Source organism: Paraburkholderia sp. PREW-6R (genome assembly GCF_039621805.1).
In the GTDB taxonomy this organism is placed as follows: domain Bacteria; phylum Pseudomonadota; class Gammaproteobacteria; order Burkholderiales; family Burkholderiaceae; genus Paraburkholderia.
This window is the reverse complement of the sequence record NZ_CP155075.1, coordinates 918,340-937,161: the sequence shown is the minus strand read 5'-3', so window position 1 is coordinate 937,161 and position 18,822 is coordinate 918,340. Positions and strand designations below refer to the sequence as shown.

The following is an 18,822-nucleotide window of genomic DNA, read 5'->3' as shown; positions in this document are numbered from 1 at the left end:
AGCTTGAACCTTAAAGCAGGAAGCCGATCGCGTTGAGTGCCTCGGTCGAATTGATCAGGCGGATCACCTTCTCGACGATCCGCGGCTCCGCATTCGCCATGCTGATCTTGTGCGTAAGGTCGGCCGCGAAAATGGTCGACACGCCGCGCTTGTACGCGATGATAATCTGCGCCGACTTCACTTCGACGAGATCCGCGCTGTCGCTCGACAGCGTGAAACGCGACACGGTGCGCACCGTTCGCGCCGCGTCCGATGCCGACGCGGAGTAGCCCGAGGTCATGCGCTTTACGCGCAGCTCGCGCATGTGCTGGTCGTCGAACGCGTAGTTCAGCGTTGCCGCGTAGTCGGTTGTATTCGGGTCGATCGGCACCACGTAGATACCCTTCGGATCCCACATGTCGAGCCAGGCGTTATAGTCGCGGCGGTCCAGAAGCTCGGCTTCGCGCCAGATGAATTCGATCGCGCGTGCAAAGGTCTGGTGAGAGAAGAGTGCGTTGCGATCGTCCATCATGCTTGCTCCATCATTGCGCGCCATTGCCGGTAGGCTTCGCGCATGCCGGTCTCGTCGGTCGAGTGCGCGGTCTTTTCGCCGTTCGGCGCGGTGGTCTCGCGATTCAGGCCGCGATTCACGAGAATCGGTACGTCGTGGCCCGCATGCGAGCCGCGTTGTACGCGCTCCCATGCCTCGGCGTCGTCGGGGCTGCCGAAACCGAACGGGCCCTGGAAGTGCTCGTGAATGCGCAAGCGGACGCGGTTCGCTTCTTCGGGGCCGCCGTCCATAGCGAGTGCGACGTGGCGAATCTCCGTTTCTTCCGCGGAAATGGGCCGCAGCACGCGGAAGAACGCCATCGACAGTGCAAGGTTCGGAAACAGGTTCAGGTTGAAGCCGACGCCCATCAGCGATCGCACGATGCGGCGCACTTCTTCCGGCGTGTGCCGTTGTGCGAGTTGTGCGGCGAGTTCCTGGAAGCGCTCGGGGATCGGCGCGCCATCGTCCTTGTCGAGATCGACGATTTCCGGCATCAGCACCGCGAGGCTATGACCGTTGCCAAGCGAGCGGCAGAACGCTTTGTCGCTGGTCATGAAACTCGTGATTGCGGCGGCGGTTTCTTCGTCGATCGACTTCATCCACGACTTGTGCACGACCGGGAAGTGATATAGGTCCGTCGTGTTCTCGAGCTGAATCTTCCAGTTGCCTTTAAACGTGAACTTATGCTCGCCATTGGCCTTGACCGGATAGCCGGCGCCCTGTTTCATGAAGAGATCGATCCACGGCTTCGCGCCGCCGAGGAAGTCTTCGAGCGGTTCGATCGTTTCGTTGAAACTCGCGAAAATCAGACCTTGGTACACGCCGACGCGCAGCTTCTTTAGCGGCAGATCGCCTTTCTCACACACGCCTTCGTAGCCGTCGCCATAGGGCAGTGCGCGCAGCGCGCCGTCGAGCGCGTAGGACCAGCTGTGATACGGGCACGTGAAGCCCTTCGCGTTGCCCTTGTGCTCTTCGCACACGGTGGCGCCGCGATGGCGGCAGCGGTTCTGCAGCACGTTCACCGCGCCGCTCTTGTCGCGCACCACGATCACGGGCTGCCGGCCGATCGTCGTCGTGATGAAGTCGCCGGGCTTCGGCAGTTCGCTGTCGTGTGCAACCCAGATCCACGTCCTGTAGAAAATCCGATCGAGCTCCGCTTCGAACAGTGCCGGGTCGTAGTAAAGGGACGGCGCAATGCGATCGGACTCGGCGCGCTTCGCGAGTGCGCGCGTGTCGATAGTTTGGTAGCTCGGCGTACTCATCGTTGTGGTAGGCAATAGGGTGGCTGAATGAGCGAGTTACACGAGGAGGCCGAGAGCGCCTCCGCGCATCCTCTCGTTGACATCAGTCTCGCTTTCCGAAGATCATGCGTCAAATCGATTAAAAAATGGTCATCGAATAAATGCGGCCGATATCTTGCGAGTTCCCATGACGTCCATCGATCACATCGATCTCAACCTTTTGCGCGTGTTTCAGGCGATCGTCGAAGAGCGGAGTCTGACGCGCGCGGGCGAGCGCCTTGCGCTGTCGCAACCGGCCGTAAGCTACTCGCTTGGGCGGTTGCGTACTCTTTTCGACGACCCGCTGTTCATTCGCACGCGTTCGGGCATGCAGCCCACGCCGGTGGCGTTGGAGTTGGCGGAAATCGTCGGCCGCGCGCTGGACACCGTGCGCCAGGCGCTGCGCTATGCCGAGCGTTTCGATCCGGCGACGAGCACGCGCACGTTTCGCCTGTCGCTGTCGGATGCAGGAGAGATGGCCTATTTGCCGGCATTGTGCTCGGCTTTGCATGACGCCGCGCCGCACGTGAAGCTGGTGATCGAGCCGCTGCCGGTGGAGGAGATAGAAGAAGCGCTGCGTTCGAGCCGGCTGGACTTCGCGATCGGCAACCTGCCGTCGCTGCTGCCGTGCACGCGCCATGTGTTGCTGTTCGAGGAATCGTATGTGTGCATGACGCGCAAGCGCCATGGGTTGCCCGCAGGCACCAGGCTGGAACTGGAGCAGTTTCTTTCCGCGTCGCACGTGCAGGTGCGATCGCTCGAGCATAGTCACCATAACCTCGACGACGCGCTGCGTGCGCAGGGCGTCGGGCGCAATATTGCATTGGCGTTGCCGCACTTCGTGGCGGTGCCCGGCGTGCTTGCGGCCACGGATCTGTTCGCCACGCTGCCCGAGAAACTTGCGCACATCCTGAATCAGGACGATACCTTCCGCATCTACGCGCTGCCGGTATCGTTGCCGAAAGCGGCTGTCACGATGCACTGGCACGAGCATTTTCACGAGGACGAAGGCATCGCGTGGATGCGCGGTCTCATCAATGACGTCCTCGCCGATTTCAGCAGAAAGTAGAGCGGGCGGCGCTCGCGGCTCAGATGTCGAGCACGAGTACCGGCGAACGTGAGCGCGACACGCAACAGCAGATCACGCTGTTGCTCGCACGCTCCGTTTTACTGAGGCAATGGTCGCGATGTTCCGGCTCGCCGCTCACCACATCGACCATGCAGGTACCGCACACGCCTTCACCGCATGACGTGTCCACTTCGATGCCGATCGATGCGAGCGCATCCACGATCGAATGATCGGCGTCCACACGCACGGTCTGTCCGGTGCTCGCGATCTGCACGTCGAAGCTGTCGAGCGACGCATCGCTTGCGGGCGCGGCCGGTTCGGCCTTGAAGCGCTCCAGATGAATCGCGTCGGCTGGCACGCGGGCTTGCGCGCTTTGCACGACGAGGTCCATGAACGGGGCCGGCCCGCAGGTGTACACATGCGCGCCGGCGCCTGCCTCGAGTACGCACGCATCGAGTTGCGCGGGCAGCGCTTCGGGCTCGACGCCCAGATGCAGTTGCACGTGCGCCGCAAATGGCGGGCTGTCGAGAAGCGTCATAAAGGCCGCATGCTGCTTGCTGCGGGCGAAGTAGTGCAGCGTGAAGCGCGCATGTCTTGCGGCGAGGCGATACGCCATGGAAAGCAGCGGCGTAATGCCGATGCCTGCGCCGATCAGAATATGTTCGCTCGCGGTCTCCGCTAGCTGGAAAAGATTACGCGGGGCGCCGACTGACAATTCGGTGCCCACCTTCACCTCGTCGTGAAGCGAGCGGGAGCCGCCGCGCGACTGCTCTTCCTTCTTCACCGCGAAGGTTTGCGATTCGAAGCACTCGGGGTCGCCGCACAGCGAGTATTGCCGAACGATACCCGAAGGACTCGTCACGTCGATATGAGCGCCCGGCTCGTGACGTTCAAACGGCAGTTTATCGACGCGCGAGATAATGAATGAGCGCACGCCATGCGCTTCCTCGCGCAGAGCGTCGACCCGAACTTTCAGGGTTTGAGCTTGCATGATTACCTTCGACTAGCCTTTCCTGGAGATGGTGGGCCAAGATTAGCGTCGCGCGGGGAATAAGAAAAATAGATTAAAAAATCTCGTGGGCATCAGCGGGCTTGATTTGACTGGGCGCGCAACCGCAACGGAAAAACGGACATGACGCAAAGTAGCCTTCACGCGTCCGGTTGGTGAAACATGCTGTGAATCACGCCGCGCAACCATGCAATGCCGGGATCAGCGGCGAATTGCGTGTGTGAATGAACCTGAATGTCGATCGGCGGCAATTCGAACGGCAAAGGCAGAATGCGAAACGCCTTGCCCCGATTGAACCGTCGCGCAATGCTCTTCGGAAAGATGACTGCCAGATCGGTGTTCGTCACGATCTCGGGCGCGACCACGAAGTGTGGCAGGCGCAGCACGACGTCGCGCTTGAAACTCAATTCGTCGAGCCATTGCTCGACCATCCGGTGACCGGTCGCATTCGTGCTCGCATACACGTAACGCAGTGCGGCGAGATCTTCGCGAGTCGGCTTCGCCTTACGCAACGGATGGTTTGCGCGCAGCACGCAAACGTGTTCGTCGACAAAGAGCCGCTGGCTCACGCAGCCTGCGTCGAGACCCGGCACATAACCGAGCGCGAGATCGATTTCGCCCGCCCGCATTGCCGCACTGACCGACTCCACCGGAATATTGGCCGCCTCGATGCGAATGCCGCGTGCCTCACGGTCGAGCAATGCAATAAGCGGCGGCAGAAAATAGAACTCCGACATGTCCGACATCGAAATGCGGAACACGCGGTGCGCGGTGGCGGGATCGAACTTCGCGTGCTGCTGCACCGCGTCGTTGATGATCGACAGCGCCTGCGCGAGCGGCGGGTAGAGCCGGAACGCGGCGTCGGTTGGCACCATGCCGGTTGGCGTGCGAACGAACAGCGGGTCTTCGAACAGGTTGCGCAGCCGCCTCAAGGCGTGGCTCACGGCGGGTTGCGTGAGGCCGAGACGGTCCCCCGCTGCGGTCAGGCTGCGCAGGTCCCATATCGCGAGAAACACGCGCAGCAGGTTGAGATCGGCAATACCGAGGTTCGGCTTGTTCATGCCCATCACTCGCGGACGGAAGAGGGCCGCGATGCGTGCGACGGCCGGTTAGTGTTGCGCGAGCTTAACGCACTTGCTGCGCATTGCAAAATGCGGCGCAGCGCCCTGAAACGGCGGCAGCGTATGGAAGTGGCGGCGCATTTCGTCGCGAATCGGTGAGGCAAGTGCGTTCGCGAGCGCGCTCGCGTCGTCGAACACGACCTTGTTGCGCTGCATGGCATGGGCGCGCGCGAAGGGCAAGCCGCTCGTGCTGTCGAGACCCGTGTAGATTTCAACCTCACGAACGCCCGGCAATCGCAGCATGAGCGGCGAGTGCCCGTGCAGATAGTGCGTGAGCCACGCGTTGAAATCGTCGGCCGGACCTTCATACGCGACAAGGTACGTGCAACGTTCGGTGTATGTTTCTTCCTCAACGGCCGCTGTCGGCGGTGTGAAGCCGCGCACCGCCATCACCTGCTGCGTGAAGCTCCCGGCGTGCAATTCGACGCGCGCTGATATGCTCAGCGCGCGATGGATCGCGCCATCGGTTTGCAACGCGGCTTCGAGCGGCGCGAGCTCGTCGAAATAACACTGGATCGCGCACGAAGGCGCATCGTCGCGCGCGGTGATGCGCGGATCGATCTGACCGGACACCGGTTCGTGCACGATCATGCGCCGCAAGCCCTCGATTCGCGCCGCCGCATGTTGCAGCGCGAGCGCATCAACGAGCGGTTCGGGTCCAGTTCGACCAGTCAGGAATAGACAGGCTTGCACGATCAGGCCGCTCCGCAGGTTGCGCCCGCTCGCGCGAGCCGGTGGAATTGCCGGCCGAACCAAACGAGGCCGTCGCCGTGCTCGCGCGTGTCGATGTGGTCGACCTCCACGAAGAAGACCGAATGTGAGCCGACCGTCTTGCTGTCGACGATGCGCCCTTCGAGCGTCGCGATTGCATCGTCGAGCACGGGGACGCTCGAACGGCCCACGCGCGACGCGCACTGCTCGAAGCGTTCGTCCATCGAGCAGCCAGTCATGCCCGCGAACACGCGCGCCGCCTCCTCGGCATTGGCGCCGAGCACGTTGATGCAGACGCGCTCGTTGCCGGGCAGAATGTCATGCACATAGCTCGATTGATTGATGCACACGAGCATGGTCGGCGGCGAGTCCGTCACCGAACACACTGCGCTTGCGGTGATCCCGCAGCGACCGCGCGGGCCGTCGGTCGTGATCACGTTGACTGCTGCGCCGAGCGCAGCCATCGCGTTGCGGAACAGTGTGCGGGTGAGGTCCTGGTCGTTCGTCATGGCGATGGCTCCTCGCATCTCAGGGAAACGGCGTGACAGGCGGAATGCCGACGAAGATCGCGCCCGACGCGTCGTACGTGCCTTCCCCGAGGAACGCGTGCTGCGTGACGACGATCGAGTCGCGCACGAGGCGCTGCATGCGGCTGTCGCGATAGATTGCGTTGATGCCGGCCATCTTGTACGCCTGCATCACGACATCGGCGCCAGCGTGCGCGGCGTGGGTCGCGGACAAACGCAGCAGATTGGCTTCAGCGGGTAAAACCGGATCGCCCGCCAGGATAGTGCGCCATGTCGTTTCAGCGGCGTCGAAGAAAAAAGCGCGGGCGCTGCGCAGATTCGCTTCGGCTTGCGCGAGACCCGAGCGATAGTACGCACGATCGGCGAGACGCGGCGCGCCCGTGGTCGTTTTGGTGACGCCGGACATCGACGCGAGCAGGTCGAGCGCCGCACGCGCGAGACCGAGGTTTACCGAAGCGTGCACTTGCGCCTGGTAGGAGATGGCCGGGTAGCGGTACAGCGGTTCGTCGATCAACGGTGCGCCGCCGCGAACGAATGTCCAGGCTTCCTCGACGAACTTGTTTTGCAGGCGCAGGTCGTGACTGCCGGTGCCTTGCATGCCAACGACGTTCCAGTTGTCGACGATCTCCACTTCGCTTGCCGGAAACACGGCCGTGAAGGGCTTGCCTGCATTGGCATCGCCCGCGTTGGCCGGTGCGCCGCCAATCCCTACGCCGATCCAGTCGGCGCCCTTGCAGCCGCTCGCGAAGTGCCATTGACCCGACACGAGATAGCCGCCAGGCGCACGCTCGGCTTTCTGCAACGGATACAGGCCGCCCGCGAAGACCTGGTCAGGACCGGATGCGTAAATGCGGGCCTGCGTCTCGATTGGCAGCGAAGCGAGGTACGTGTTGGCCGAGCCAAATGCGGCGACCCATGCGGTCGAACCGTCTGCAATCGCAATACGTTCGAGCGCTTCGAGAAAGCGCGGCGGAGGCAGCGCGTCGCCGCCAAAGCGCGCTGGTGTGCTCGCGCGGAAAATGCCCGCGCGCTTCATCTTGCCGATCATGTCGCGCGGTACGTGTGACAGTCCGTCGAACTCGTCACGGCGGCGTTCGACTTCGAGAATCAGGTCGTCGAGAGAGAGCTTGCCGGCGTATTGCGGGTAGTGCATCTGCGTATCGATGAACTGTGGTTCGGCGGTGGCTGCACCGGCGTTGGCGCGATGAACGGCTTGCATGCGCGTTCCTCCTTGTCGGGTGAAAGTGGGCGATGTCACTCGGACATCGGACGCGCCTTCCGGCGCATTGCTTGGGTACAGGCGGCGCGTTTTCATGATTCAGCACTGCATCGATCGGGTTTGCTACGGCAACGCGCAACGACATGGCTTCACGATAGGACTCGCGAAATGGGCGGTCAAATTCGAGACAAAAATGCGCGCTATGAATCTGGTGCATGACGATGCGAGTTAACCCGCAGCCATGAATTCGCATCGACGGGCTTCTTACAGCCTCTGTGTAAGGGTTTGACCTGACCGTGCGTCCATCAACGAGACGAATGGGCAAGGTCACATTTGATCTATTTGACGAACTTGCCAGCGCTCTTTATCTTGTGTCAAAAGCCGAAGTACTTCGAACAACTGAGACATGCGCTGCGCAGTCGCGCTCTTCGGGCACCACGCGCCGGAACGCACTCAGCGAGCGTCCTCCGCGGGTGAATTTCACGAACCCGATCCAATCAGATCTCCCATGAATACAGCGACGATCGAGCGTATCGAAACCTGTCTCGTCGATCTTCCGACGATCCGCCCCCATCGGCTTTCAGTCGCCACGATGTCCGGGCAAACACTGATGCTCGTGAAGGTCTATTGCAGCGATGGCGTGGTTGGCATCGGTGAAGGCACCACGATCGGCGGCATGGCTTACGGTCCGGAAAGTCCCGAGTCGATGAAGCTCGCGATCGATGCCTATCTCGGCCCTGCGGCAATCGGCAAGGACGCGACCCGCATTCAGGCGTTGATGGCGCACGTTGGCAAGCTGGTGAAGGTCAATCACTTTGCAAAAAGCGCACTCGAGACCGCGTTACTCGACGCACACGGCAAACGCCTCGGCGTGTCGGTGAGCGAATTGCTCGGCGGACGCCGGCGTGACCGGCTTCCGGTTGCATGGACGCTCGCTTCGGGCGACACGTCGAAAGACATCGCGGAAGCCGAGAAGATGCTCGCACTGCGCCGCCATAGAATATTCAAGCTGAAGATCGGAGCAAAAGAACTGCAGACGGATATCAAACACGTTGCCGAGATCAAGAAAGCGCTCGGGGACCGGGGTGCGGTACGTGTCGACGTCAACATGGCCTGGAGCGAAACGCAGGCTTCGTGGGCGATTCCGGCACTTGCCGAGGCAGGATGTGAGCTGGTCGAGCAGCCGGTTGCGTCCGGCGGCGCGCTCGCGCGCTTGCGCCGCAAGAGCCCGATCGCATTGATGGCCGACGAAATTCTGCAGGGCCCCGAAAGTGCGTTCGACATCGCCCGCAACGACGGCGCCGACGTCTTCGCGATCAAGATCGAACAGAGCGGCGGGTTGTTCGCCGCGCAGCGCGTGGCGGCTATTGCGGACGCAGCCGGTATCGAGCTGTACGGCGGCACGATGCTGGAAGGCGCGTTTAGCACGATCGCGTCGGCGCATCTGTTCGCAAGCTTCGCCAATTTGCAATGGGGCACCGAACTGTTCGGGCCGTTGCTGCTCACCGAGGAAATCCTCACGACACCGCTCGACTACAGCGACTTTCAACTTACGGTACCGTTGGGCCCAGGTTTGGGCATCGAACTGGATGAAGCGAAGGTGAAACGCTTTACTCGCGACGGTTTGATGAAAGTCGCCAAATAAGCAGCACTTCAAACGAGAGAAACAGAATGCTCTTTCACGTACGTATGGATGTCGCCATTCCGGCCGACATGCCCACCGCAGTCGCCGATGAAATCAAGTCGCGCGAAAAAGCGTATTCGCAGGAGTTGCAGCGCAATGGCAAATGGCGCCACATCTGGCGCGTGGTAGGGGAGTACGCGAACTACAGCATCTTCGATGTCGAAAGCAATGCTGAGCTGCACGAAATTCTCACCGCCCTGCCACTGTTTCCTTATATGAAGATTTCGGTGACGCCGTTGTGCCGTCACCCGTCGTCGATTCGTGACGGCGACGCATGAGTTTGCCGACAGGGCGTATATACCAGACCAGCACGCCTTGAGTGTTTTCCCCTAATGCGAAGTGGAGACAATATCGTGAGCGTCCAAGTATTCGAGACACAGGAAGTCCAAAACCTGTTGAAAGCCGCTGCCAATGCCGGCGGCGAAAGCGGCGATGCGCGCGCCAAACAGATCGTTCACCGTCTGTTGAGCGATCTGTTCAAGGCGATTGACGACCTCGATATGACACCAGACGAAATCTGGGCTGGCGTGAATTATTTCAACAAGCTGGGTCAGGACGGCGAAGCCGCTTTGCTCGCGGCCGGTCTTGGTTTGGAGAAGTATCTCGACATTCGGATGGATGCCGAGGACAAAGCGGCGGCCATCGCAGGCGGCACGCCGCGCACGATCGAAGGTCCGCTGTTCGTGACGGGCACACCAGTGCGCGATGGCGTCGCCAGGATCGACGTCGATGAAGACGAAGATGCGGGTCCGCTGGTTATTCGCGGCACGGTGACGGGGCCGGACGGCGAGCCGATCGCGAATGCCGTGGTGGAATGCTGGCACGCGAATTCCAAGGGCTTTTATTCGCACTTCGACCCGACCGGTACACAAAGCGATTTCAATCTTCGCGGTGCGGTCAGGACGGGCGCGGATGGCACGTATGAGTTCCGCACGCTGATGCCGGTGGGTTATGGCTGTCCGCCGCACGGAGCGACGCAGCAACTGCTGAACGTACTCGGCCGGCATGGCAATCGTCCGGCGCACGTGCACTTCTTCGTGATTGCCGATCAACACCGCAAGCTCACAACGCAAATCAACATCGAAGGCGATCCGCTGATCTGGGACGACTTCGCCTATGCGACGCGTGAGGATCTGATTCCGCACGTGGTCGATAAGACCGGCGGTATGGAGTTGGGTCTGAAGGCGGATGCGTACAAGGAAATTGAGTTCAACATCGCATTGACGCGTCTGGTCGACGGTAAAGATAATCAGCTCGTCAATCGTCCGCGCGCATCGGCTGCTGCGTAACATTGACAGAAGCGGCCGCGATCGGGTGTTGCGGCCGCTTTGTTTGGAGCAGCAAGACCATGCGGGTCGCTACACCTCGGTACGACAAGCGACCGGCAAGAGTAAAAGCACACGCTAGAGTCAAATATAACCAACGCGCGATGTCATGAACTTGGAGCAAGATGCCTGCGTTGATATGCGCGCAAGTTGAGCATGACGAGATCGAGAAGTGAAATTTGATCTGCGGTGGTTGCGCTGCGGGTACTCTCCGCGTTATCACGAAGTTCAATCAGTTCTCCAATGAGGTGATCGGCCTCCACTTGTGCGAGCCGTTCCATATCTTTCATCATCGACGCGGTCACGAGCGAGCTGGCGTCGGTCACCACTGAACTGATTCGATTGGCGGCTTCTTCGCTTAACGGATAGCCCGCCTTTGATGCAATGGCGGCGCATTCGTCGAACAGCGCACGAGCAAACGACGCACCGCCTGACGATACGATCGTCCCGATCGATGCGCGCATCAACGTTGTCATGCCTGCAGCCGTCGCAATCTGTACCCACTTTTCCCACATCCGTTCAACGATACGCTCGCTTGCAATGGCTTCACAGCGTGCGCCGGCGAAGCACTGGCGCAAATGTTGGACACGGTCCGAGAGCGCGCCGTCGAGTTCGCCGAAATACAACTGATGGGAGTCGTTCAGATGATGGATATGTCCGGCCTGATCCAATGCCGCGGAAATCAGGCAGTAGCCGCCGAGAACATTGGCGTCGCTAAAGCGGGCGCGTAGGCGCGCAAGATGCGCGATGCCGTTGAGAAGCGGCACGATAGCGGTGTCCGCGCGTACCGCTGGAGCGAACGCATCCATCGTGTCGTCGAGATCGTAAGCCTTGCAACCGACGACAATCACATCGTAGTGCGTGGGTGCCGCCGCGAGCGATTCTCGGGACACCACTTGAGGATTCTTGATCACGGTATCGCCAAACGGGCTGTGGACGATCAACCCGGAGTTCGCGATCTGCCTCGCGCGTCCTGCGCGTAGAAGGAACGTGACATCTGCGCCGTTCTCGAGCAGACGCGCACCAAAATAGCCACCGAGCGCACCGGCGCCAACGACGAGAATCTTCATGAACACCTTTCTGGTGAATGTCAGCACGACGACGCGCTTCGAGAATAGCGCTCAGTGAACCATGCATCAAATTCACGCCATTAATACGCGATATGAACCGCTTGAATGCGCTTACCGGATTTTATTCGAATAAATCTAGCTTATTGACTGGCTGACTTTTGGTTGATTTGCGTCAAAAAAGTGTCGAGCCGAGACTTGGTTCCGCGTCGAGCTGAACAGTACGCGAAGCATCGATCGGTCCTGACTCTCGCATGGCGAATTGCCCGGCGCGCTAATCCCGATGTTCTGGCTAGCCGCCGATTCAAACAACTATGAAATTGATCGCAACCCACCCGATGACCACGACTCCCAGTAATACCTTAAATAAAGTGACCTTTGCGTGTGCGAGCATTCCCATGTTCTTCTGCGGATTCGCCCATGCGCAAAGCAACGTCACTCTGTACGGCATTATCGATGACGGCCTGACTTATACCAGCAACATCGGTGGACATAGCGCATGGCAGATGCAAAGCGGCATCTCGCAGGGAAGCCGATGGGGCATGCTGGGCAGAGAAGATCTTGGCGGAGGAACGGCGGCCGTGTTCCGGCTTGAAAACGGCTTCGACATCAATCGCGGAACGCTGGGCCAGGGCACGCGGATGTTTGGCCGCGCAGCATACGTGGGACTGACCAACACACGCTACGGTACGTTCACGGTGGGTCGTCAGAACGAGTTCATGGGCGATTATGTCGGCGCGTATACGGCGAATGGGAATTGGGGCATCTTGCTGCCGCACGCCGGCGACATGGACAACACCGGCATCGACTTCCGCATCAACAACGCGGTGCGCTACGTATCGCCTTCGCTCGCGGGCGTGACACTGGGCGCGCTCTACAGCTTCGGTGGCACGCTGGGGCAGATGGGACGCAATGCGGTCGAGTCGTTCGGTATCAATTACGCGAGAGGTCCGCTGAGTATCGCTGCCGCGTACACCGCAATCGATCATCCGGCCACCGCCGTGTCCGAAGGGGTATGGACCGTCAACAACCCGGTCGACGGCAACTACGGTATCGCCGCGGGCCATTACCGGTCGACCGGCATGAGCGCGCAATACGTGTTCGGCGCCGCGAAGGTGGCGGCCGCATACACGAACACGCGTTTTTCGTCACTGGATCCGACGCTCGGTGCGCGCATCGACGGAAACGTGACGTTCAATATTGGCGAAGTTATTGCCGCCTATAACATCACTCCGGCGCTGCAGATTGGCGGTGCCTACAGCTATACGACGGGCAAGGTGTCGGAAACCGGCAAGACGCCGCGCTATCACATTCTCGGCGGCATCGTCGACTACTTCCTGTCGAAGCGCACGGACGTGTATTTCCAGTCGACGTGGATGCGCGCCGCAGGCGACGCCACCATCGCCGGTTTGGCGCCGGTCATTGCGCCTTCGAGTGGCGAGAACCAGGTCATTGCCCGCGTGGGGATCCGTACGCGGTTCTGAGTCTATGTGCTCATTGTTTTTCGCAACAAATGGCGGCGCGTAACACGGGTTTGGGGCGCGCATCCGATATCCCTCAGAGAAGATGGTGATCCACATGTCAGATATCAGCACCAAGGCGGATGGTTTTGCGAGCGGCTATTCGCGCAGCGTCAATAGTGTCGTTCTGCTTTGTTTCTTCGTTATTGTGTCGGAAGGTTACGACGCCGCGATCATGGGCGCGATCGTGCCGGCCCTGATGCACTACGCCCCGTGGAATCTTAACGCGGCCGAAATTGGTGCAATGAGTAGTGCCGCGTTGTTCGGTACGCTAATAGGCTGCTACATCGTCAGCGTGATCAGCGACTTCATGGGGCGCAAGCCGCTCCTGCTGACCTGCGTGGGGATGTTCTCGATCTCCATGCTTATTTCAGCGATGGCGCCCACGCCGTTCCTGTTCACGTTGGCGCGCGGCATTGGCGGCATTGGTTTAGGCGGCGTGATCTCGTCCAGTGCTGCGTTGACAGTCGAGTTCTCGGCCCCGCACAGGAAGAACTTCAACTTTGCGCTGATGTACTCGGGTTACTTCGTCGGTGCGTTGCTGTCGGCGCTGATCGCACTGTTCTTCATGCAGCAATACACGTGGCGGCTGGTGGTGGGTGTGGGCGCGCTGCCTTTGCTGTACATCCCGATCTTGTGGAAATACATGCCGGAGTCGCCGCTGTATCTGGTGTCGCGCAATCGCACGGCGGAAGCCCGAGCTATTGCCGCATCTCATGGCATTGTCCTCGAAGATCTGCTGGCCGAAAGCAGTTCCGCAGGCACGAAGCTGACCGTCAACCAGCTATTTCGCGAGATTTTCTCATCGCGCAACTTCTTTGCGACGGTCGCCTTCTGGGTTGCTCAGGTCGCAGCAGTGCTGAACCTGTATGGAATAGGGACGTGGCTGCCGCAGATCATGCGCCAAATGGGCTTCAACCTTGGGTCGAGTCTGGCATTTCTGGCGACGTTCATGATTGGTTCGGCGGTCGGCGGAATTCTCATTGGACGATACGCCGATCGTCTCGGACCGCGCAAATCCGTTCTTCTGACCTACCTGATCGGCGCGGCGTGTCTGGTCGCGCTCTCCTTCAAGGCGTCGCTGTTTGTCACCTACTGTCTGATCGCTGTCGCGGGATTGGGTACGGGCGGTGTCGCAATGGTGCAGTTGGGCTTGATCTCGAACTACTATGCGCCTAATGTTCGCTCCAGTGCGATCGGATGGGCTGTCGGGATTGGCCGCGTTGGCGCGATGGCCGGCCCGTTGCTGGGTGGTTTCATTCTGCGTGAGGGCATTGACGTGAAATGGAACTTCTACATTTTCGCAGCGGCGGCGGTTTGTGCAGGCGTTGTCGTTGCACTGGTCCCAAAGCAGCGGGGTGAGGAAGCAGGTAGTCTGATGGACCAACCGCCTTTGCACACCGAAGCTTGAGCAGTTGGTGCGCAAGCTTTGAGGTGTGGGTCACGTGTCGGCCGGGATAAATTCCCCCTGCGGGCTCGTGACCCACATTGTTTTGCGATTCGGGAATGGATCTGATGCGCTCCGCGACGGACAGTTATCGCGTGGCTACTTGAAAGTGACGGCCTTACGCGGATCGTGCGGGCCCTGACCGGAGATAAAGACGGTCAGGGCCACGCGCTGACTATTGCTTGTAACTCGTATCATGCCGATCCAGTCGGCGAATCAGCGCATCGAGGACCTGATCGCCACCGCGGAAGCGGGGATCGTATTGCAGTGCGTCTTTGGTGGAGCGTTGGCTGATCGAGGACGAGACGGGCAGAATGTTCCCCCTCATCGAGTGAGTCGCCACCTGGATTTCGCACGCGCGATTCAGCGTCCAGATCAGCACGAACGCATGACCGAGCGTCATGCCGTGCGACAACAGTCCGTGATTGCGCAAAACGAGCAGATTCCTGTTTTGCAGCGATGCGACCAGCCGGCCTTTCTCGTCGTCGTGAACGGTTGTCCCTTCAAACGTGTGATACGCGATCTTGTCGTAAAGCTGGGAAGAATAGATGTTGTGATCGACCAGTCCTTCTTCCATGCAGGCCACCGCGACGCTTTCGGTCGTGTGAATGTGCATGACGCAGTGCGCGTCGGCAACGTGCTCGTGCAGCGCGCTGTGTATCGTGAGGCCGGCAGGATTGACCGGGTAAGCACTCTCGCTGAGGATGTTGCCCTTCAGATCGATCTTGACGAGGTTCGAAGCCGTCACCTCGTCATAAGCGAGCCCGAAGGGATTGATCAGCAGTTGGTCGCGCTCGCCTGGAACGCGCAGCGTAATGTGATTGAAGATCAGTTCATGCCAGCCGATCATGTAGAACACGCGGTAGGTTGCGGCGAGTTTCACGCGTGCTTCCCATTCCGCCTCGCTGCAGTCGCGCAGCGGAATGCTGTAGTGCAATGGTTGTCGGTCGTTCATTAGATGCCTCGTGGCGGGGAATGGTCGGACGGAAGGTCTGATGGCGAGCGTTTCTGAAAGAGCGGACAAAGTGCACGTTCGCGCGGAGTTTTTCCGGCGTCCAGTTTAGTGCCGTTGTATCACCCGGACAAATTGATCAGATATCGAAGTCCTCATAAGCCCGGTTAATAGAAGTTGCGCTGCGTAGACGAAGTCGTACTTCGTCAGATGAGATCAGAAATGCGGGCTATGAATCGCGTCCGTAACGACGCTCGGAGCAGGCTGACCATCGCTGCCAAGGCGCCGCTTCTTGCGCGCACCCTACGAGTGCATTGGTGTCGAGCAACGGCCGCCCCATCTTTTGCCGAGTCGCAATAGCAGTAGACTGACGTCTGTGAAGGCTGAGTGACGGCGAATGGTAGGAGTTCCTTGAACGAGCACACGAGATTAAGGCTGCCTAGGCTTCGCGGTCAGTCGGTTTGGCACATACACAACACATAACGGAGACGAAGCATGGATTTGAAACTGCGTGGGAAAGTTGCGGTTCTTACGGGCGCAAGTGTCGGCATTGGTCTCGCGGTCGCGGAAGGGTTTGCAGCGGAAGGCGTGAATCTTGTCCTCGCTGCCCGACAACGAGAACGGCTCGAACAGGTCGCACTCGACATCGAAGCGCGTCACCAGGTGCGCGTGATACCCGTGGCATGCGATGTGGGGACGACTGGAGGCGTCGACGCACTGGTCGGCGCTGCGATCCAGGCGTTCAGCGGCATCGACATCCTGTTCAACAACGCCGGCACTGGAAGCAACGAGACCATTCTGGAAGCGCCGGACGAGAAATGGCAGGCATATTGGGAGCTCCATGTGATGGCCGCGGTGCGGCTCGCGCGTGGTTTTGTGCCGTCGATGAAGCAACGAGGAGGTGGAGCGATTCTGCATAACGCGTCCATCTGTGCAACGCAGCCACTGGGTTACGAGCCCATTTACAACGTAACCAAAGCGGCGCTGATGATGTTCTCGAAAAACCTGGCAAATGAAGTAGTCAAAGACAACATCCGCGTGAACACGATTAATCCGGGCCTTGTTCTTACGCCCGATTGGATCAAGACTGCCAGACAGCTCACGCAGGATACGGGCGGCGATTGGGAGGGGCACCTCCAGCAGGTGGCAGATGAGTTCGCGCCGATCCGTCGTTTCGCAACGCCCGCGGAACTCGCAGATTTTATTGTGTTCCTCTGTTCGGAACGAGCAAGCTACAGCGTTGGCTCGACTTATTTCGTCGACGGTGGGATGTTGCGCACCGTTTGAGCCGACGTCCGATCGAGATTTGCACACGGCTCCTCGACTGAAAACAGCGAGCTCTATTATCTGCCGTCCCCCTCTACTGCCCGAAGCTAACAAACCGCGGACGAAAACATAAGCGCGAACACTTGACGTCCGCGAAGCGCATCATGAGCGCCCCTACACTCAAAAGACTTCAAAGCGGCCGACAAGAAGGCGGAAAACGCAGAGGTATCGGCAAGCATCCGCGCCCTCAATGGCTATTCTTCAGACGCTGCGGCTAGCGCGCTCGCGGTTGGCCTTGCAGGTCGATAGCAGCCAGTTCGCATGTGCGCGCAGGCGGGGTGTATGAACCTGTCCACAACTTCGGCGTCGAGCGGGATAAGCTCTGCATAGCCGGGCTTGTTTGAGGCTGAGGATGATCGGATCACTAACTGCCTCCTGTCCGCGGGGCCTTGCCGAGTCGTATTTGGCGCGCTAACGGCATGATGCCGATCTCGTTTTAAAGGTCATGTCCTACGATAGGGTGCCATCATGGAATCCGCACGCAAGCTCATTCGCACGGTGCGCAACGGCCACCGCGTTCTGATTATTAGCGCCTTTCTGATGGTCTGCGTATTCCAGCCTGCCTTGGGACAAAGTTTCACTATCAGGGATCTGGGCACACTTCCGGGCGGTAAATCCAGTCACGGTAATGGGATCAACGATCGCGGTCAGGTGGTCGGCAGTTCGGACATCGGAGGTGGTCATACCCATGCGTTCCTGCTCAAAAGCGGGGTGATGAGCGATCTCGGCACTCTTCCGGGCGGAAGCTCCAGCAACGCCGAGGGTGTCAACAATCGCGGCCAGGTAGTCGGCAGTTCCGATACCGGAAGCGGTCGTTCGCACGCCTTCCTGTATGAACACGGGGTGATGACGGACCTGGGCACGCTCCCGGGTGGCATCTTCAGTGACGCGGCCGCGATCAACGAGCGCGGCCAGGTGGTGGGCAATTCATACATCCCAAACGCGCTCTTTCACGCGTTTCTGTTTGAAAAAGGGGTAATGACCGATCTGGGCACGCTCCCCGGTGGCACCGTCAGTGCTGCGTTCGGAATCAACAATCGCGGGCAGGTGGTGGGCGCTTCGACCACCGCGAGCGGCGCTTACCACGCGTTTCTGTTTGAAAAAGGGGTGATGACCGAGCTGGGCACGCTTCCCGGTGGCGACTACAGCATCGCTTCCGGGATTAACGAGCGGGGCGAAGTGGTCGGCACTTCAAACACCGCAAGCGGGGCTTACCATGCCTTTCTGTTCAAGGAAGGGGTGATGAGCGATCTCGGCGCGCTTCCCGGTGGCGGCTACAGCAGCGCCACGGGGATCAACAATCGCGGCCAGGTGGTCGGGACCGCGACCGCCGGAGTCGTGGCCTTCCACGCCTTTCTGTTCAAGGAGGGAGTGATGACCGACCTGGGGACGCTCCCCGGTAGCAGTAACAGCGGCGCCAACGGGATCAACGAGCGTGGCCAGGTGGTCGGCGACTCGCGCGATGGCGACGCGGTTCTCTGGACACAAGGACGTGACGACGACGATGAAGATGGCGATATCCGGTCACGAGGACGCCATGACGATGATGACGATGCGGATTACCGGTCGCCCGCGCATTGATATATTTAGTTCCGACTGACGCAAAGTGAAAATCTCGGTGCTGTTAGTCCATCACTGGCTGTGCGACAGGCAAACCGCACACTAAGCGTGCCGTTTCGGCACGACTTGACCGGCGCATCCAAAAACGTCCTAAGCAGCGGCTCACCAGGTCCACCGTTTGAAGCCGCTAACGCGCGGGGTTCGACATCTGATCGCCGCATGGCAGCAGGACATTGAAAGGTCCGCGCACTTCGATATGGCGGAATGTAAGGCGAGCAAGAGTGCGGGCCATGCTCCGTCCTGTTGCGACTGACGCTGACAGAAGCGATGGTTGCGATTCATGCAGCACCTCACGCCGGCACAGAGATCAGGACGAACGAGAGCCACGCTTACACATTGATCGTTCGGCCTTCAGCACTCCAAACGCATGGGTACAAAAACTGCTGTGACGGGTCACGGGTCGAGCATCTTTTGTC

Annotated in this window: 17 protein-coding genes; 8 read left to right on the top strand and 9 right to left on the bottom strand. The window is 59.9% G+C overall.

The features are described 5' to 3' along the window. Window positions 1–10: 10 nt before the first annotated feature. Together AAGS40_RS28785 and AAGS40_RS28780 are read right to left on the bottom strand one after the other, a co-directional pair. Window positions 11–511, bottom strand: coding sequence for an aromatic-ring-hydroxylating dioxygenase subunit beta (locus AAGS40_RS28785; protein ID WP_345816960.1), 501 nt, complete (start codon window positions 509–511; stop codon window positions 11–13). Continuing rightward, window positions 508–1,791 carry an aromatic ring-hydroxylating dioxygenase subunit alpha gene (locus tag AAGS40_RS28780; protein ID WP_345816959.1) on the bottom strand — a complete coding sequence of 428 codons (1,284 nt, stop codon included), beginning with the start codon at window positions 1,789–1,791 and terminating at the stop codon, window positions 508–510. Before AAGS40_RS28780 ends, AAGS40_RS28785 begins: the two co-directional genes overlap by 4 nt. Before the next feature lie 166 nt (window positions 1,792–1,957). On the opposite strand from AAGS40_RS28780, the gene AAGS40_RS28775 reads away from it, so the two are divergent. Beyond that, window positions 1,958–2,878, top strand: a complete 921-nt coding sequence (locus AAGS40_RS28775) for a LysR family transcriptional regulator (RefSeq protein WP_345817625.1) — start codon at window positions 1,958–1,960, stop codon at window positions 2,876–2,878. 19 nt (window positions 2,879–2,897) lie between these two features. On the opposite strand, the gene AAGS40_RS28770 is transcribed toward AAGS40_RS28775, so the two are convergent. From AAGS40_RS28770 to AAGS40_RS28750, 5 genes are all read right to left on the bottom strand, one after another. Further along, window positions 2,898–3,869 carry a PDR/VanB family oxidoreductase gene (locus AAGS40_RS28770; protein ID WP_345816958.1) on the bottom strand — a complete coding sequence of 324 codons (972 nt, stop codon included), beginning with the start codon at window positions 3,867–3,869 and terminating at the stop codon, window positions 2,898–2,900. Window positions 3,870–4,027: 158 nt separating this feature from the next. Beyond that, complete coding sequence (locus tag AAGS40_RS28765) at window positions 4,028–4,948, bottom strand: LysR family transcriptional regulator (RefSeq protein WP_345816957.1); 921 nt, start codon at window positions 4,946–4,948, stop codon at window positions 4,028–4,030. A gap of 48 nt (window positions 4,949–4,996) precedes the next feature. Then, on the bottom strand, window positions 4,997–5,701 hold the full coding sequence (locus tag AAGS40_RS28760) for an EthD family reductase (RefSeq protein ID WP_345816956.1): 705 nt from the start codon (window positions 5,699–5,701) through the stop codon (window positions 4,997–4,999). Between the two features lie 2 nt (window positions 5,702–5,703). After that, window positions 5,704–6,228, bottom strand: a complete 525-nt coding sequence (locus tag AAGS40_RS28755; RefSeq protein ID WP_345816955.1) for a flavin reductase — start codon at window positions 6,226–6,228, stop codon at window positions 5,704–5,706. Window positions 6,229–6,247: 19 nt separating this feature from the next. After that, window positions 6,248–7,465, bottom strand: coding sequence for an acyl-CoA dehydrogenase family protein (locus AAGS40_RS28750; protein ID WP_345816954.1), 1,218 nt, complete (start codon window positions 7,463–7,465; stop codon window positions 6,248–6,250). A 508-nt stretch (window positions 7,466–7,973) separates the two neighbouring features. Between AAGS40_RS28750 and AAGS40_RS28745 the strand changes: the two genes are divergently transcribed. From AAGS40_RS28745 to catA, 3 genes are all read left to right on the top strand, one after another. Next, complete coding sequence (locus tag AAGS40_RS28745) at window positions 7,974–9,110, top strand: muconate/chloromuconate family cycloisomerase (RefSeq protein WP_345816953.1); 1,137 nt, start codon at window positions 7,974–7,976, stop codon at window positions 9,108–9,110. A gap of 26 nt (window positions 9,111–9,136) precedes the next feature. Further along, window positions 9,137–9,427 (top strand): muconolactone Delta-isomerase, encoded by a 291-nt coding sequence (gene catC, locus AAGS40_RS28740; protein WP_345816952.1) that lies wholly within the window; start codon window positions 9,137–9,139, stop codon window positions 9,425–9,427. 75 nt (window positions 9,428–9,502) lie between these two features. Beyond that, window positions 9,503–10,438 (top strand): catechol 1,2-dioxygenase, encoded by a 936-nt coding sequence (catA, locus tag AAGS40_RS28735; protein WP_345816951.1) that lies wholly within the window; start codon window positions 9,503–9,505, stop codon window positions 10,436–10,438. Between the two features lie 143 nt (window positions 10,439–10,581). Here the strand turns inward: catA and AAGS40_RS28730 are convergent, their stop codons facing one another. Continuing rightward, window positions 10,582–11,544, bottom strand: coding sequence for a ketopantoate reductase family protein (locus AAGS40_RS28730; RefSeq protein WP_345816950.1), 963 nt, complete (start codon window positions 11,542–11,544; stop codon window positions 10,582–10,584). Between the two features lie 395 nt (window positions 11,545–11,939). Here AAGS40_RS28730 and AAGS40_RS28725 point away from each other — a divergent pair, with 395 nt between their 5' ends. Continuing rightward, window positions 11,940–13,025 carry a porin gene (locus AAGS40_RS28725; protein ID WP_345816949.1) on the top strand — a complete coding sequence of 362 codons (1,086 nt, stop codon included), beginning with the start codon at window positions 11,940–11,942 and terminating at the stop codon, window positions 13,023–13,025. 94 nt (window positions 13,026–13,119) lie between these two features. Next, complete coding sequence (locus AAGS40_RS28720) at window positions 13,120–14,472, top strand: MFS transporter (RefSeq protein WP_345816948.1); 1,353 nt, start codon at window positions 13,120–13,122, stop codon at window positions 14,470–14,472. 211 nt (window positions 14,473–14,683) lie between these two features. Here the strand turns inward: AAGS40_RS28720 and AAGS40_RS28715 are convergent, their stop codons facing one another. Continuing rightward, window positions 14,684–15,463 (bottom strand): class II aldolase/adducin family protein, encoded by a 780-nt coding sequence (locus tag AAGS40_RS28715; protein ID WP_345816947.1) that lies wholly within the window; start codon window positions 15,461–15,463, stop codon window positions 14,684–14,686. 492 nt (window positions 15,464–15,955) lie between these two features. Between AAGS40_RS28715 and AAGS40_RS28710 the strand changes: the two genes are divergently transcribed. Together AAGS40_RS28710 and AAGS40_RS28705 are read left to right on the top strand one after the other, a co-directional pair. Beyond that, window positions 15,956–16,747, top strand: coding sequence for an SDR family oxidoreductase (locus AAGS40_RS28710; RefSeq protein WP_345816946.1), 792 nt, complete (start codon window positions 15,956–15,958; stop codon window positions 16,745–16,747). Window positions 16,748–17,254: 507 nt separating this feature from the next. Beyond that, the gene (locus AAGS40_RS28705) at window positions 17,255–18,367 is read left to right on the top strand and encodes an HAF repeat-containing protein (RefSeq protein WP_345816945.1); all 1,113 of its coding nucleotides are present in this window, start codon (window positions 17,255–17,257) and stop codon (window positions 18,365–18,367) included. Window positions 18,368–18,822: the final 455 nt, after the last annotated feature.

Bases quoted from the DNA above. Each gene is read 5' to 3' on its own strand.
- AAGS40_RS28785 (WP_345816960.1), bottom strand. From the start codon at position 511: ATGATGGACGATCGCAACGCACTCTTCTCTCACCAGACCTTTGCACGC.
- AAGS40_RS28780 (WP_345816959.1), bottom strand. From the start codon at position 1,791: ATGAGTACGCCGAGCTACCAAACTATCGACACGCGCGCACTCGCGAAG.
- AAGS40_RS28775 (WP_345817625.1), top strand. From the start codon at position 1,958: ATGACGTCCATCGATCACATCGATCTCAACCTTTTGCGCGTGTTTCAG.
- AAGS40_RS28770 (WP_345816958.1), bottom strand. From the start codon at position 3,869: ATGCAAGCTCAAACCCTGAAAGTTCGGGTCGACGCTCTGCGCGAGGAA.
- AAGS40_RS28765 (WP_345816957.1), bottom strand. From the start codon at position 4,948: ATGAACAAGCCGAACCTCGGTATTGCCGATCTCAACCTGCTGCGCGTG.
- AAGS40_RS28755 (WP_345816955.1), bottom strand. From the start codon at position 6,228: ATGACGAACGACCAGGACCTCACCCGCACACTGTTCCGCAACGCGATG.
- AAGS40_RS28750 (WP_345816954.1), bottom strand. From the start codon at position 7,465: ATGCAAGCCGTTCATCGCGCCAACGCCGGTGCAGCCACCGCCGAACCA.
- AAGS40_RS28745 (WP_345816953.1), top strand. From the start codon at position 7,974: ATGAATACAGCGACGATCGAGCGTATCGAAACCTGTCTCGTCGATCTT.
- catC (WP_345816952.1), top strand. From the start codon at position 9,137: ATGCTCTTTCACGTACGTATGGATGTCGCCATTCCGGCCGACATGCCC.
- AAGS40_RS28730 (WP_345816950.1), bottom strand. From the start codon at position 11,544: ATGAAGATTCTCGTCGTTGGCGCCGGTGCGCTCGGTGGCTATTTTGGT.
- AAGS40_RS28725 (WP_345816949.1), top strand. From the start codon at position 11,940: ATGTTCTTCTGCGGATTCGCCCATGCGCAAAGCAACGTCACTCTGTAC.
- AAGS40_RS28720 (WP_345816948.1), top strand. From the start codon at position 13,120: ATGTCAGATATCAGCACCAAGGCGGATGGTTTTGCGAGCGGCTATTCG.
- AAGS40_RS28715 (WP_345816947.1), bottom strand. From the start codon at position 15,463: ATGAACGACCGACAACCATTGCACTACAGCATTCCGCTGCGCGACTGC.
- AAGS40_RS28710 (WP_345816946.1), top strand. From the start codon at position 15,956: ATGGATTTGAAACTGCGTGGGAAAGTTGCGGTTCTTACGGGCGCAAGT.
- AAGS40_RS28705 (WP_345816945.1), top strand. From the start codon at position 17,255: ATGGAATCCGCACGCAAGCTCATTCGCACGGTGCGCAACGGCCACCGC.